Annotated in this window: 5 protein-coding genes; 2 read left to right on the top strand and 3 right to left on the bottom strand. The window is 62.0% G+C overall.

Annotated elements, in window-relative coordinates:
* The first annotated feature begins 1 nt into the window (after position 1).
* Positions 2–1,426, top strand: a complete 1,425-nt coding sequence (locus KYX69_RS09600) for a conjugal transfer protein TraH (RefSeq protein WP_300496777.1) — start codon at positions 2–4, stop codon at positions 1,424–1,426.
* A 36-nt stretch (positions 1,427–1,462) separates the two neighbouring features.
* A complete protein-coding gene (locus KYX69_RS09595) occupies positions 1,463–4,165 on the top strand; it encodes a conjugal transfer protein TraG N-terminal domain-containing protein (protein WP_300496518.1) in 2,703 nt (900 codons plus the stop codon).
* Between the two features lie 12 nt (positions 4,166–4,177).
* On the opposite strand, the gene KYX69_RS09590 is transcribed toward KYX69_RS09595, so the two are convergent.
* The 3 genes from KYX69_RS09590 to KYX69_RS09580 all read right to left on the bottom strand — a co-directional run bounded on the left by KYX69_RS09590 (position 4,178) and on the right by KYX69_RS09580 (position 14,327).
* On the bottom strand, positions 4,178–4,405 hold the full coding sequence (locus KYX69_RS09590; protein WP_300496516.1) for a hypothetical protein: 228 nt from the start codon (positions 4,403–4,405) through the stop codon (positions 4,178–4,180).
* A gap of 99 nt (positions 4,406–4,504) precedes the next feature.
* Positions 4,505–7,201 carry a DEAD/DEAH box helicase gene (locus KYX69_RS09585; RefSeq protein WP_300496514.1) on the bottom strand — a complete coding sequence of 899 codons (2,697 nt, stop codon included), beginning with the start codon at positions 7,199–7,201 and terminating at the stop codon, positions 4,505–4,507.
* Positions 7,179–14,327, bottom strand: coding sequence for a hypothetical protein (locus tag KYX69_RS09580; RefSeq protein WP_300496512.1), 7,149 nt, complete (start codon positions 14,325–14,327; stop codon positions 7,179–7,181). Before KYX69_RS09580 ends, KYX69_RS09585 begins: the two co-directional genes overlap by 23 nt.
* Between the last annotated feature and the right edge of the window lie 166 nt (positions 14,328–14,493).

Here is a 14,493-nt window from a genome sequence, read left to right as displayed (position 1 = left end):
GATGAAGCGCATGGTCGCCGCGCTGCTGGCGATCACCCTCCCGGTCGCCTCGGCGCAGGCCGACGTCGGCAGCTCGATGGACGCCTTCCTGAAGGATGTGGGCGGCGCCTCGAACATCAACGGACCGACCGCGTTCGAGGGCCAGTCCGCCGGCTACTACAGCCTGGGCAATGTCTGGACGCGCTTTCCGCAGAAGACGACGAACATAGCCAACCTGCAGCTGCCGCGGGCGCGCGCGGGCTGCGGGGGCATCGACATCTTCGCCGGCTCCTTCAGCTTCATCAACGCGAGCGAGCTCGTGGCGATGTTGAAGGCGGTGGCCAACAATGCCGTGGGGTTCGCCTTCAGCCTGGCGATCGACACCGTCTGCCCGGAATGCTCGAAGATCATGCAGGAGTTCAGCCAGAAGGCTCAGCTCATGAACAATCTCAACATCAACAGCTGCGAGCTCGCGCAGGGACTGGTCGGCGGCGTCTGGCCCAAGGGCGACCTTGCCGACAAGGCGATCTGCGAGGCGATCGGCAATTCCGAGGGCATCTTCACCGACTATGCCGCCGCCAAGCACGGCTGCGGCACCAAGGGCCAGCGCGCCAGCACGACCGCGCAGGGCGACGGCGAGTATGCCGACGTCAACCCGGCGGTGGCGCGCAACTACACCTGGACGATCCTCAAGAAGTCGGCCTTCTTCTCGCCGAACGGCACCTTCGACCGCGAGCTCGCCGAATATGCGATGACGCTGATCGGCACGATCATCTACGTGCCGCCGAAGGACGACGAGGCGGGCAAGTTCGTGCCCTTCGCCGGCGATGCCTCCTCCACGCTGGTGACCGCACTGCTCGACGGCACGGCCGGCAGCACCGTCAAGGTGTTCGACTGCGACGAGCCCGACCAGTGCCTCAATCCCACGTTCAAGACCCTCAGCGTCCCGGCATCCAAGGCGCTGCGCCCGCGCGTCGCCGCGCTGATTGCCGGCATGGTCCAGGCGATCCGCGACGACACCGCGATCACCGAGGGGCAGAAGGAGCTGCTGCAAGTGGCCTCGGTGCCGCTCTACAAGATCCTCACGGTGCAGGCCGCCTACGGTCGCGGCATGCCGACCGACGATCGCGAGACGCTCGCCGAGATTGCCAGCGTCGACCTCCTGTTCGCGGTGCTCGACCGGATCGTCAGCGAAGCCGGCCGCTCGATGTCGAGCTTCATCGGCGCCGACGAAGCCAAGATCGCGATGTGGCAGGGCCAGGTGAACACGGTCCGCCAGGCGCTCGCCGACCGCCAGGCGAACACGCACCTCAAGGTCAATGCGATCATGCAGATCATCGAGAAGACCGCGTTCATCGAGAACGTGCTCGCCGCCTCGATGTCGCCGGGCATGGCCGCCTCGCTCGACTGGTCGCGCGGCGTCCAGACCCGCGCCCTGACACACTGAGCCACACCAGCGCGGCACAAGGCGGGAGCCAGGGATATGGTCGAGATTTTCACGGTCGGCGGCGGGGACTATCTGGTCAACGTCTTCCAGGCGGTCGCGGCCTGGACCGGCAACGGCGGCTACAAGAGCCTGATCCAGGTCGTGCTGGTGATGGGGCTCGGGCTTTCCGCGCTGACGCTGGCGTTCAACCAGGACTGGCGCGCGTGGATCAACTGGTTCCTTGGCGCCACGCTGATTTACTCGTGCCTGATGGTGCCGCGGCTCGACGTCCATGTGACCGATCGCCTCAATCCCGGCCTCGCCCCCGCCAACGTCAGCAACGTGCCGCTCGGCCTTGCGCTGATGGCGAGCTTCACCAGCCAGGTCGGCGACTACCTGACCGGTTCGGCAGAGGTCGTGTTCGGCCTTCCTGGCGACCTCAATTATTCGAAGAACGGGATGATCTACGGCGCGCGGCTCTACGACGCGACGCGGTCCTTGCGCATCTCGGATCCGGAGTTCGCCGCCAATCTCGACGAGCACTTTCGGCAGTGCGTGTTCTACGACGTTCTGCTCGGCCGCTATTCGATGAAGCAACTCGCCGAGACCAACGACATCTGGGCCACCATCGCGCCAGGGAGTCAGGCCCGCGCGCAGCGCTTCCTCACGCGCGACCCCTCGTCGGGGCAAGTCAGCTCGAGCATCGTCACCTGCCGGGAAGCCTACACAGCGCTGAACGCCCAGTGGGCGGGCCTGATCGACGGCATGGGAACCCTGTTCGGGCGGCAGCTCTACCCGAACCAGACCGCCGCGCTCGCCAAGGCCAAGCTGTTCGCCGACCTGCCGGTCGCCTATCAATACCTCGCCGGCGTCTCGGCCAATGCGACAGGCATCTTCAAGCAGACGCTCACCATCAACGCGATGAGCCAGGCGATGCACTCGATGTCCGGCAGCAGCGGGGCCGGCAATGTCGACGTCTATGCGCAGACCCGTGCCGATATCCAGACCGAGCGCACCTACAGCTCGATCGCCAGCAACGCGATGAAGTGGGTGCCGCTCTTGAACGTCGTCTTGACGGTGCTGTTCTACGCGCTGTTCCCGGTCCTCTTTCCGCTGTTCCTGATGCCCAAGACCGGCCCGCTCGCGCTCAAAGGCTACGTCACCGGCTTCTTCTATCTCGCTGCATGGGGTCCGCTGTTCGTGATCCTCCACATGATGCTGATGGTGAAGGGCGCGGCCGACATGACCGCGGTCGCGGGCGCCAGCGGCCTCAGCCTCGCCAGCTTCACCGGCATGGCCGACGTGAACAGCGACATCGGCACCCTCGCGGGCTACCTCATCGCCTCCGTCCCGTTTCTCGCCGGCGGCGTCGCCAAGGGGGCGATGGCGATCTCGCACCACGCGACGAGTTACCTCAACCCCAGCCAGAACGCGGCCGAGGAAGCCGCGCGCGAGGCGAGCACCGGCAACGTCGCGCTCGGCAATACCAGCTTCGAGAATTCGAGCGTTCTGACCCGCCAATTCGCGCAAGGGACGATCGCGCCGAGCTTCACCTACGGGGCAGGGCAGACCCGCACCTTCAGCGACACCGGTTCGATGACCACGAGCTTCGGCGAGGCCAGCTACGACCAGCTTCCGAACTCGAGCTATCCTTTCACGCCCACGCTCGGGCAGGAATTCACATCGCGGCTATCAACGATGGCGTCACAGGCCCGCTCCAACAGCGAGACCTATGCCAACATCGCCACGGAATCGACGACCAGCGCCGTCACTAGGTTCCGCGAGCTCCGCGACCAGTTCAGCCGCGGCAGCAGCTTCGAGACCGCCACCGGCCAATCGAACTCGGACGGCATCCAGACGGCCTTCAGCGAGGTGGACCAGGCCTCCACCAACCTGCAGCGCCAGTTCGGGCTGTCACGTCGCGCGGCGGACGACATCAGCACCGCCTGGTTCCTCGGTGGTGAAGCGGGCATAAAGGCCGGCGGAGATGCGGGTCTTCTGTCCGGTAGTGTCGGAGCAAGGGGAGGCGGCAGCCGTACGTGGACAGATAGCGACATCGGCATCGCCTCCGAAGACCGCTCGCGGATCATGGGCAGTCTCCAGCAGATGTCGGACAGCCGAAACTGGTCGAGCACTCGCGACGAATTCATCCGCTCGGTGAGCACCTCGTCTAGCTCGTCGATCTCGGCGACAGCGACCGGCATGAACGCGTCCCTGACCGAAGCGCAAAGCTACAGCCGCGAGGCGCGGCGTGCGGAGGAACTGGCGAACCGGTTGGAGACCCAGGCGTCGTTCTTTGAAGGAAACAGCGCGGCCGGGAGCCTGAACCTGTCGCAGGCCTATCGTGAGTGGGGCCTGGTTGAGATCGAGCGCAATCGGGATTTCTATGGAAGCGTTCGCTTCGACGACGTGGCGTTCCAGCTCAGCCCGGAAGGCCAGGCGTTGCAGGCCAAGTTCATCGAGAGCTACGCTGAACAGCTTCGGGACGGGATTGAGGGTCGTCTGGTGCTTGCGCCCGGACAGCCTGTGTCCCGACCGAACGTGGATGAGGCCGAGGCAGTTCGAAGCCGAGCCTCCGTCGGAGGGAATATTCCATCAGCGGTGCCACAAGTGAACGCCGGCGGCATTCGGGATGAGATCGAACGGGTTCAGTCGGCCGGCCGGCAGCGCATTGACAAGCAAAGGGATCGCCTGGATGCCGTGACGAAGGACGCTCGCGGCGCAAGCGCGGAAGCAGCCGATGAGGTCAAAGAATGGTGATTTGGACTTAGATCACCACAGTCCAAAGGACGCGGCGATCAGATACGCGAACACCGCGAGGATCACGAGCGAACCCACAATGGTAAGCTTCCTCGCCAACGGGTCCGCCCACGATTTCCTGATCCGATATTCCGTCAGTCGATTGTCACGTATTGCCTGATCGATCTCGGACAGCCCCTCCCACCTCGGGGGACGATGCTCGGCAGCTTCGATGTCGAACTTGGTCATGATCGCATTCATCTCGCCTCTCCTCAGAACATAGCAGAAACAAGGGCTCAAGCCAGCAAAACATGCTCCACGAGAGACGCGCAGCCTTTCCTCAGAAACGGGAGATGGTGATCAGGAAGCGTCGTCTTGATCCGGTAGGAGCATGATCTCGCTACGGATGCCGGGCCGGGTCATCATGTCGGCGACAGCCGGCAAGCTTGCCGACATTGCCGAAAGAAGATCCGCCTCCAGTTCCTTCAGTTGCTCACCGTTCAAGGAAGGGAGCTTGGGATTGTCTGCTCGTCCCAACGTGTTCAGCATCTGCAGAACCTCCCAATCCCGCAGGACATGGGTCCGGCCTCCCGGGTCCCGCCATGCCCCCAGCACAATCCTGGTAACCGAAAGGTCCTGCCCGGTGACCTGGTCCTCGACCGAAGCTATGAGTAAGGGTGCGGGCAATCGCAGGCAGATTGCCAACGTGCTTTGCAGCCCCTCTCCTTCCTTCAAAGCACGATCGAAAAGCGTGTGCCCCACACCCATAAGACGCGTCGGGCCTTCCCGATTACCCAGCCGGGCGCTGCGATCGAACAGCAGGCCCTTGTACCGATCCTGCATCGCGTAATCTTCATCGACCCATTTCTCAGGTGTCAGGACATCCAGCCCGTCGTCCCTCCGGAACACGCGCCGGCCTTGGAATTCCATCATCATCGCGAAAAAGCGCTCGAGATCGGGAAGATCGACTTGCGGGAGATTTCGTCCAACTTGAGCAAAGTCGAAGCGGGTCACGTTCCCGAGCATCGTTTTGACCTTGTCGACCAGATCTTCTCCGCCAATGGTGGCGGCCTCCCGGTCGAACCACTGGTCAAGGTTTTCGCGCGATTGCGTCTGCCCGACCGCAAATATCTTCTCAAACGCGCTCGGACCGGTCATGCCGATGACGAGCTGACTGATGTCTTCTCGCTCGTCCATGGCCTCGTCGAGGGCGCGCTGTATCCGCTCCAGCTTGGCGTTTAGCAAATCCCAAATTCGCGCCTCGACCGTGTCCGGGTTCCTCAGGATGAAGACCTGGACAGGCCTCGTCTGACCATAGCGAGATAGCCGGCCAACGCGCTGGTGCAGACGCATCGGATTCCAGGGCATGTCGACATGGATGAGAGTCGCACAGCGCTCTTGAAGGTCGATACCTTCGCCGGCCGCCTCGGTTGAAACAAGAAAGCGGATGGTGCCCTGGTTGAAGGCTTCTGCTGCCGCGTCGCGGGACCAACTCTTTGGGCCCCGCGACCCGTCTGCCCGGTTGACCTCGTCCAAGCGCTCATCGCCATTGATGAATCCACAGCAGCCGTGACCAAAACGCGCGTGCAAGGCATCGACCACCAGAGCTTGGGTGGCCTTGTACTCGGTGAAGAGGAGTACGGGCTCGTCAGCAGGCAATTCGCCGTCGATGAGATCAACCAGACGATCGATCTTGCGCTCTTGCTGAATGGGTTCGGCCAACTCGAGCAGTTCATCGAGCCGAGCGATCTCGCCTTCCACAAGTTCGGCGAGCATTTTGCTCCATGCTTCTTCATCGGCCCGGGCGCGATCATCCAATGTCTCGTCCTCGTCTCCTTCCGTTATGGTCGGAGAGGGAGCGCGTGCCTGTTCGGCAACATCGGCCAGCTTCGCCCGGCGCTTGGTCAGAGCACTGCGAATGGCGGCAATCGAACTGGCGGCCAGCTTTTGCAGGGCAATAAGCAAGAGCATGCGCGCTGACTGTGCCCGGCCATCGAGGGTTGACGCATAGGCTCGCCCATCGATGATGAAGCTGCTCAACGTTTCGTAGAAGGCGCTTTCCTCTGGGCTGAAGGCGTATTCTCGCGTCTCCACTGTGACCGGAGTGAAGAGCCGGTTCCCTTTGAGGTCGGTGACCGTCGCCTTGTTGTTGCGGATCATGACTTCGGGAAGCTTGGTCAACTGCTCGTCGATGTCATGTTCGGGTCCGAACTGATCCGAATCGAGCAGGCTGAGCAGCGACAGAAAGCCGTAATCCTTGCCGCGGTGCGGGGTGCCAGTGAACAGCAAGAGCGAGCGGATCTTGTGCCGTTCCTCGAGCGCGCGCAGGAGCTGGAAAGAAAGGGTCTCTCCAGTCCGTTCATCGGCATGGAGGTGATGCGCCTCGTCAACTACGACCGCGTCCCACGGGTCGGCGGAGAGGAATCGACTGCCTTCGGACCGGCTGTCTGCAACTTCCCGGCGAAGTGTGTGGACGGACGCGACCACCATGTTCGCCGTATCCCAAAAATCCACCGCCGGCGTATCAACCGAGCGGTCGTAGACCTGCAGGCGGATATCGAACATCTGGCGTAACCGCTTTTGCCATTGGGGGACCAGTTTCGCGGGGGCCAGCACCAGCAAGCGACGGATTTGCGCCCGAGCCACCAAAGGCATGAGCACAAGACCAGCTTCTATGGTTTTTCCCAGACCCACATCGTCGGCCACCAACCATCTGAAGGGGAAGGTCCGGTTGACCTTGTGGCAGACCCAGAGCTGGTGTGGGAGCAGCTGCACGCGCGATCTTGAAAACACCCCCCACTGATCGTTAACCGACCGTATCGCCATGGCGCTGGCGCGCATCAAGGTTTCCGCACTTCCATCGAATGTACCGGTCGCCAGTGCCTGATCGAGCGATCGAGCGAGCGTGAGTTCCGTGCGCAGAACCTGCTGGATGGCTGCGCCAAAGCGGGCGACCACGAATTCGCCGGCATCTGCGATCACCTGACCCACGCCGTGGCGTGGGTGGTTCACCCTTGTATCGGCAGCCAGTGCTTCAGGCATCTTCATCGTCGGCATCGTCCCAATCGTTGCCAGGCCGCCAGTCCTCGACATCCGCATCGTAGAGGATCGAGGCGAGGTCATCGCGGTGCTTGGCAAGCGTGATTACGTGCAATGGCAGATCACCATCGCCATCGAATTGAGCGCCGCCGCCTATAAGACGTTCAACTGCGCCATGCAGGACGCGTCCCTCGTCAATGCCGCGCTCGAATTGGCCCAGGCCGAGCGTGTATGCGAGACGACGAACACGCTCCGCCGTGCTCCACCCGTAAGGCATGATCCGTTCGGTCTGTGCCTGCGAATAGATGCCCTTGCGGGCCAATTCTCGTACGAGCCAGTTTGCGCCGATGCCGAGCGATCGTGCCAGAGGCGCTGCTTCAATACCCATGCGAGCGGCAGCGTGAGAGAATGCCGGCCGCAAATGCCCGCGCAGGCTTACATCGCCCTCTTGGGCGACCACCGCCGGCAATTTGGTAAATAGCCTTTGATAGTTCTCGAGATGCCGCGCGATCATGCACAGATCAGGAAGGCATCTGCGCCAAATCAGGTAGCCTTCATCCGCATCCGGATCGCTCCAAGCTCGTAGGCGCTCGACGAAAGGCCTCAATTCCTCGTCACAAGGATCAATTGTCGCGAGTTCGTGCCACCAGCCATCCTGGATCGCCTTGGCAACAAACTGCCGGGACTGCGCTGGCTTAATCCTCCCCAGCGTCTGGAACGTTGCGAGCGAGAGCATGGTGAACCAGGCAGGCTTATCCCCCTCAGCCAAGGCTGCGGAGGAAAAGTCCTCGGGATACACCGCGCGATCATACGCATGGCGCAGATCCCGCTGATTTTCACGCCACCATTGAGCGATACCCAAGAGCGCCTGCTCAGCATCAGGTTGCCAGGCGGTGGTCGGTTCGACCGAGCTCGGAGACGGGCCGAACGAATACCCAAGCTTTGCAAGTAGTCGGTTTTTCTCGTCCTGCCGAAGTCCGGCGAGCAGAGGGGAGTTCGCCAGTTCGTCCACACCAGGGAGCCACTTTGCAGCGCTCGCCAGCTGAGAAACAGTGCGATCATCCGCGCCGACCAAATAGCGAATGAGTCCTTCTTGGCGCGCGGTGCTGTCACCTGCACTCTCGGCCCATTTCTCCCAGACGTTCGGCGTGTGGCCTGCCTGCTCGCGTGCGAAGGCAGCGAGGTCAAAGGCTGCGCCTCCGTAGTTCGCAGCCAGGCGCCCAGAAGCAGGAGCGAAGGCCGCCCTCTCTTGTTCATCGCTATCGCCCTGCGGAAAAGCCAGCAGTCGGATTGGCTGCCAGCTTCCATCTTCGGCAAGCCAGAGCCGCTCGCGCAGGAACTTGCGGAATCCTGATTCTTCCTCACCGGTCATGGCGAGCGATACGGCTTCGCCGCAAAGACAGGAAAGGCGCTCCGCTAGCACGCAGTCTATGCCCTCGGCTCCAGCAAGCGTTTCAGCCAAGGCGGCGACATCCAAGCTCTGCCCCGAAGGTAGCCCGACTGATCTCAACAGCTGCCCTGTCTCCTCGGTGACAACTGCATTCTCGAGTTCGTCGCCGGTGAGCAAACCCGAGATCGCGCTTTGCGCATCGCGATCGGCCAGCGCTCCCGACAAGCGCCATTTGACATCAGCCGCACGGGTTGCGCCCCCAAATGCCAACGGCACCAACGGGCGTTCCGCCCATAGTCGAGCGAGTCCATTTCCCGGCTTGTGCAGCGATCGCTCGGATCCCTGGCTTGCAAGGTCTTGCGCAAAAAGCTGCACGAGCTTTCGCCAGAAATCCTCGCGCCCTTCCAGGTCCAAGCCCGTAGCGCGCGCAAAGCTTGCCCAATCGGCAAGGCAACGGTCATAGAAGGAAATGAGCCGCGCACCGAGGGCGAGTCCAAGCCGGGCAAATCGGCTATCCTTCTCGTCGGCCGTACCAGACAATTGGGTACGACCGGGATCGACCGGAAAGCGGCCTTCCAACAGCCAGGCTCCCCGGCGGCGTTCGCCAACGAGCGGAACTAGGTGCCAGAACTGCGGCACATCGTGCGGCAAGGCATGTGGCCCATTTCGTCCAAAGGGCAGATAAAGCCGGAAATCGTTCCCCAAATCGAAGCGCAATAGGTGCCGACTGCTATCGATTGTCAGCCAGCTTACGCCATCAACTAGGAGATGCTCCTCGTGTCGGAACACCGTCTCGCCTTCAGGGCCCACCAATTCGATGGATGCATCCTGACCGAGCGAAGCTAAGAACGGAGCCGCATCCCGAAACGCTTGCCATGCCTCGAGCGCCTGTTCTGATCGAGCAGGTGCGACCGGGATTTCAATGAGAGTCGCTTTGCGTCCCCTGTCATGGAATGGGGTTACCGTCCTGCCTCCCGCATCCCAGTCGGTAGGGATCATGCCGCCCAAGATGCGAATGGCTATGCCCCCGCTGGCCAGCCGAACCTCGTCGGCGAGCATGTGCGCGGTCTTGAATCCAAGGCCGAAACGACCGGTTACTCCATCCCCATCTTTGGCAGAGTGATTGATGGCGAGCATATTCGAAAGGTCGCGGCGATGCCCTTCTTCTTCTGCCTTGAGCGGGTCACTCCCCGGCTGATTGACGGGTCGCCCCCAATGGATCACCCGCAAGCAGGTAATCACCTCATCGCCATCGTAGATGGCTTCGACGCGGAAGCGTCCGTTACCGTGCCACTGTGCCTGGGCATCGACGGCATTCTGGTATAGCTCGAACAAGACTCGATGTGGGGCGTAGCCCATCTCGTCGATCTTCTGGCGGGTGGCTTCAAGGAGTTCCCTCGCTCCTTTGTCCGACTGCGCGGCTGCCCAAAGTGCGTTGCGAGCCTTGTCCCGGTCACGAGGCGCATCGCGATGATACTCATTCAATGCTGCGCGCATCACAGGTCCGGTCTTAATGCCTTCTAGGCGATCGTGGAGTACCTCCTGCAATTCCGCGCAGGTGTCTGCGAGTGTCCGCTGATCGTTGGCAAAATAGCTCGCTAGAAGTTCGGACAGTGCTGCCTTATGCCGCTCGAAACCCAGCATCAGAGCAATGGCCAGCTTTCTGACAAACTGATCCAATAACTGCCGGGCCTCGGCCTCGTCGCATGGTGAAATCGGGCCGAGCACGAGGTCATACACGTGTCGATAGCCGGCATGGTCGCGCTCGATTCCTCGCTGGATACAATCCAGCAGCAGGGCGTCGCCTTTCCCAGAGAGAGGAACCGTACAATCCGTGCCAGCCGCGGACCGCACATTGACCAGGCCCTGCTCCGGGAACTCAACTGCGAAACGCAATTCAGCCAGCCGCTCTCGATTGGCATTGGCCATGCCGCGTTGCTCGTCAGCGAGCATGTCGAAATCGTCGCAGATTCGGTGGAAGGAACGCTGACCTTCCCACTTGGTGGCGAGAGCCTGAATCTGTTCATCCCTGCCGAGCATGGCCAGAGCCAGCAGGATACCGTCATGCACATCATACTGGCTGAGCGGCGAGAGGGCGCGTTCGATGGTGCTGAGCCAGTCAGCCGCTGCGGGCTTTCGGATTGAGTTGAGGGGCGTCGCCTGAACTTCGGGCTGATCGAGCTTGTCCGCATATTCGCGCGCCAGCAGCGCAGAAGACTCGATCCCCGCTGCACTTAGCGCAACGCTGTCTGCCCTGCCGAAACCACCTGCTTCGGTCGGAACGTGCAAATCCGCAGGAAGATAGCTGGACCCATTCGTCAAAGCAGTCAGATTTCGGCCAAATGCTGCACGGTAAAGCCGCCGCGCCGCTTCAGCATTTGTGCCGAGCCCGCTCAGGTTGGCCAGCGCATTCAATTGAGTAACGATGCCCGCCCGAGGGGGCGCATTTAGAACGTCGGCCATTCCTGCAACGACCGCATCCGCCATGCCGTCGCGCAAGGCTGCAGCGATCAGCGGCCACGCTTCCGCATCGAGCTCTGCATTCGACCTCGTCAACTTCGCCAACTCATCAAGATGCTCCACGACATCGAGGCACAAACCGGTTGCACCGTGGTCAGCCGCAAGCTGGGACGCCAAGAGAAATGACTCGGATCGATCGGGTTGAAGGCGCCCGAGGTGCCTCTGCACATTCTCGTCGCGCAGGCAGCTAGGAAGCGCGCTGGCAAATAAGAGCCCACCGCGGTCAAGGATCAGATTCTTGAGTGCATGTTCTGCATCCAGAGGCAGGTCGAGGACATTGGTTGGTCTCCATCCACTGCCGCCCGCACGGATCCACGCCGTGTGACGAAGCGCCTCAATCAGGTCATCGGGCAGGTTCTCAATTTCGCCCAGTGCCGCAGCAATTTCCGAGGTGAAGCATTCAGGGTTCGGCGCGAACAGTGCTGTGCGAATTGCCGCTTCAGGTCCCCAACGCGCGATCAGCCTATTCTGAACCGCGGCTGCTGGCGGATCTCCCCATAGCTCGACCAGACGCGTAAAGGGCAAGAGCGCGGGCGCGATATCCGACGTGCGACCGCGGAACAGGTCTGTGGCTGAAAGCAGACCTTCGTGCCCATCGGATCGGTGCAAGGGCAGCGCTTTCAGAATATCGTCGTCGATACCCGATTTGAGCAATGCCATGGCCTTGGCATCGTCCATCGGCGGCATGGTGCCGCCGCTCTGCGCATCCTGAAGCCAGGTTCCTAGTTCGGAGAGATCGATCCGACGTAGGCCGATGCGGTCGCGCAAGGCCTTTTTCAATTCCGCCGTCGTAGCGGCGGCAACGAGGCGATCCTCCCTGTCTTGCAACAGCGCCTGCACAAGTTCGTCGAGTATCCCGCCGAGCTCATCGAGCTCGATTAGGCTGACATGCGAAGGCAAAGCTGGGTCGCGCGCAACGAGCCGGCGCAATTCGTCACGAGGCGCATCTGGACCGAGCAGCTCCGCGAGCTCGCCACACCTGCCAGGATCTCCAAAACGATTGGCCTGCCTTAAGACGGCCAAGAGGGATTCCGCCTTCTTCGCCGAAGCCAGATTCCCAAGACCGCCATCCTTCAAGCCAACGCGGTATATCGCGGGTGACGCTACTGCCCCGGCGAGCACAACCAGTTCCCGATTTGGCGCGGCATCGAACAGCAGGCCCAGCCGCTTAAGGGCAGAGATAGCACCCAAAGACAGGCGCACATCTGCATCGTCCTGCATCAGTCGCGCGGGGATGACCTGCAATTCGCTAGCTCGAGCGTCCCCGGCCAGTGCATCTAGTGGAGGACCATTGCGCAGGAGATGCGAAATTAGAGCCGATGCTTCTTGGGCCGCCGCACCTCGAATCGCGAGGAACGGTTCTGTCGCGGCCAACATTTCAATCGTCTCGTTCAGCCCCAACTTCCGAGACATTGCCCCGCCCTGATCCGCCCAAGCCGCCTTGACCGGAATGCTCCTTCCCGCTGCAGCCAGCGCCCGAAGCAGCTCCCGGTTTTCTACGCTAGGGGGAAGGATAAGGATGCGATCCTGCGGCAAGTGCCGAACCAGCGACTTAAGCTTCTCGGCGCTTGCGAAACTTTGCTCGACCATCGAGATGGCGCTGCGGCAGGTTTCGGCCAGCGCCGCCTGTGCGGCTTCGCCGGGCTGCGCCGCATCGAGCACCGCCGCCAGCGTTTCGACCACTTGCCCTCTCTGGAAAGCAGCTGGGCCGGCAAGGCGCACCAAGTTAGCGAGTTCCTCATCCGGCCAGCGCGGATCGGCATCAGCCAGCACTGTGCCGAAAGCCAGAACGATCCCATTCTCGCGGCACCAGTCTTCAAGGCCGGGAAAAGCGGCTTTGAGGCGGGCCAACGACGTTGCATCGCCCCTCACTACCGGACGCAGCGAGGCACCAGAACGAACCTGCCAGCTTTCCGCCCTGTCACCCGGCCAGCACCGAGCAAGCGCCTTGCCTTGGCAAGCCTCAGCGCGGTGATCATGCCACCAAGGAGTGCGCTGTAGGGCTCGTATCAGCGCATGGCGCTCAGCGTCGCCGGGCAATCCGGGCAAGGCATCCGCCATTGCATCGAGCAGCAGCGGTAGCGCGGCTTCGCGGCGCAGGGCTTGGTTCCAGCGGGTCTCGATATGATCGTCGTCGCGGAGCTTGCGCCGATCGCTGGACACAAAGAAATAGCCGTGCACCAGCACATCGATATTGTGGGCGCCGCGTTCGAGTGGCTCGGTGAACAGAGGTGTACCCAGCGGCAAGTACACCGCGTTACGCAACCGCAACTGGCCCGTCCCCTCCCGCGCGGCCGAACGGCACACGATCGCGGCCCCGTGCGGGTTGGCCTTGGGCGGAATGAGTTTGCCTTGGATATCGAACACCTTGTCCCACCCATCTGCCTTCAGCAGCTGCGCGGCTTGCCCATCAGGTTCCCAGTGCTGGCGTCCGCAGAAGCTCAAATCGAAGCCCGCTCCGTCGACTTGACCACCGATAATAGGTGCGCCGCCTTCCACGCCTGGGCCCGATAGGCGCCGTGCGCCACTGTGCATCGAAATCCTGCGTCGCTCGCCCGCGATCGGAATGATCTCTATGCTTTCCAGGTTGCGCAGGCAGCACAAGGTCGCGGCCAGTTCCTCACCGGCGAGGATATCTGCGATGGCGCTGTCGGGCTGCCAGTTCGTATCCGACAGGCACAAGGCCACCCCAGGACGCAGGCTGGGAGTGCGCAGCGGCAGGAACAGTGCCATGCCCCGGTTGATGCCAAGCGTCGTTACATTATCGAGCAGCATCTGCCCTTCGGTAGCCGAGAGTTTGGGCCATTCGCGATGCGCCGCATCCGCTTCGGCGACCTGTTCCCACGGGTTCATTATAAGAGTCTGCGGTTGGCCGCCGCGATCCTCCACCCGACCCATCGCAATGAACGCGTCGCACAAGTGATAAACCGATTTCTGGCCCAGACCGAATCGCCCCACGGCCGAGCGTTCGTCTGCTTTGCTACCGCCGCTGGCGCGGGTGACGGCGTCCATATGCCGCGCAAGGACCGGGCCATCGTTTGCGACAATCAGGCCAGGTGTTCGTAGCAGTGGATTTGACGCCTTAGGAAACCCACCATGACCGGCCACAACCATTCGCCGGGCACCGGCGTCTTCGGCATTCTGGAGCAGTTCCTTGAAGATCGTGAAGCCCGAAGCATAACCTTCACGCAATATCTGCTGCAGTCGAAGTATGTCGCTTTCCGCCGAATGCACCAGCCCGCTCGATCTGACCTCCATCTCGGCAGAGAAAGATCCGAGAGCGTCAGAATCAGCCGCACTTCCCCCAGTCACATAGCCCCCTTCAGCATTCAACTCTCATGTCGTCGGCGAGGACGTCGACGCTCCCCACATCGAAAACGTCTATTCCATGCTTGGAATT

This window comes from Sphingomonas sp. (genome assembly GCF_030145815.1).
Lineage (GTDB): Bacteria > Pseudomonadota > Alphaproteobacteria > Sphingomonadales > Sphingomonadaceae > Sphingomonas.
The sequence above is the reverse complement of the archived record's forward strand: the minus strand, read 5'-3'. Positions and strand labels throughout refer to the sequence as shown.

What these genes read in the sequence shown, in the direction of transcription:
- KYX69_RS09595 (WP_300496518.1), top strand. Translation starts at nt 1,463, where the DNA reads ATGGTCGAGATTTTCACGGTCGGCGGCGGGGACTATCTGGTCAACGTC.
- KYX69_RS09590 (WP_300496516.1), bottom strand. Translation starts at nt 4,405, where the DNA reads ATGAATGCGATCATGACCAAGTTCGACATCGAAGCTGCCGAGCATCGT.
- KYX69_RS09600 (WP_300496777.1), top strand. Translation starts at nt 2, where the DNA reads ATGAAGCGCATGGTCGCCGCGCTGCTGGCGATCACCCTCCCGGTCGCC.
- KYX69_RS09585 (WP_300496514.1), bottom strand. Translation starts at nt 7,201, where the DNA reads ATGCCGACGATGAAGATGCCTGAAGCACTGGCTGCCGATACAAGGGTG.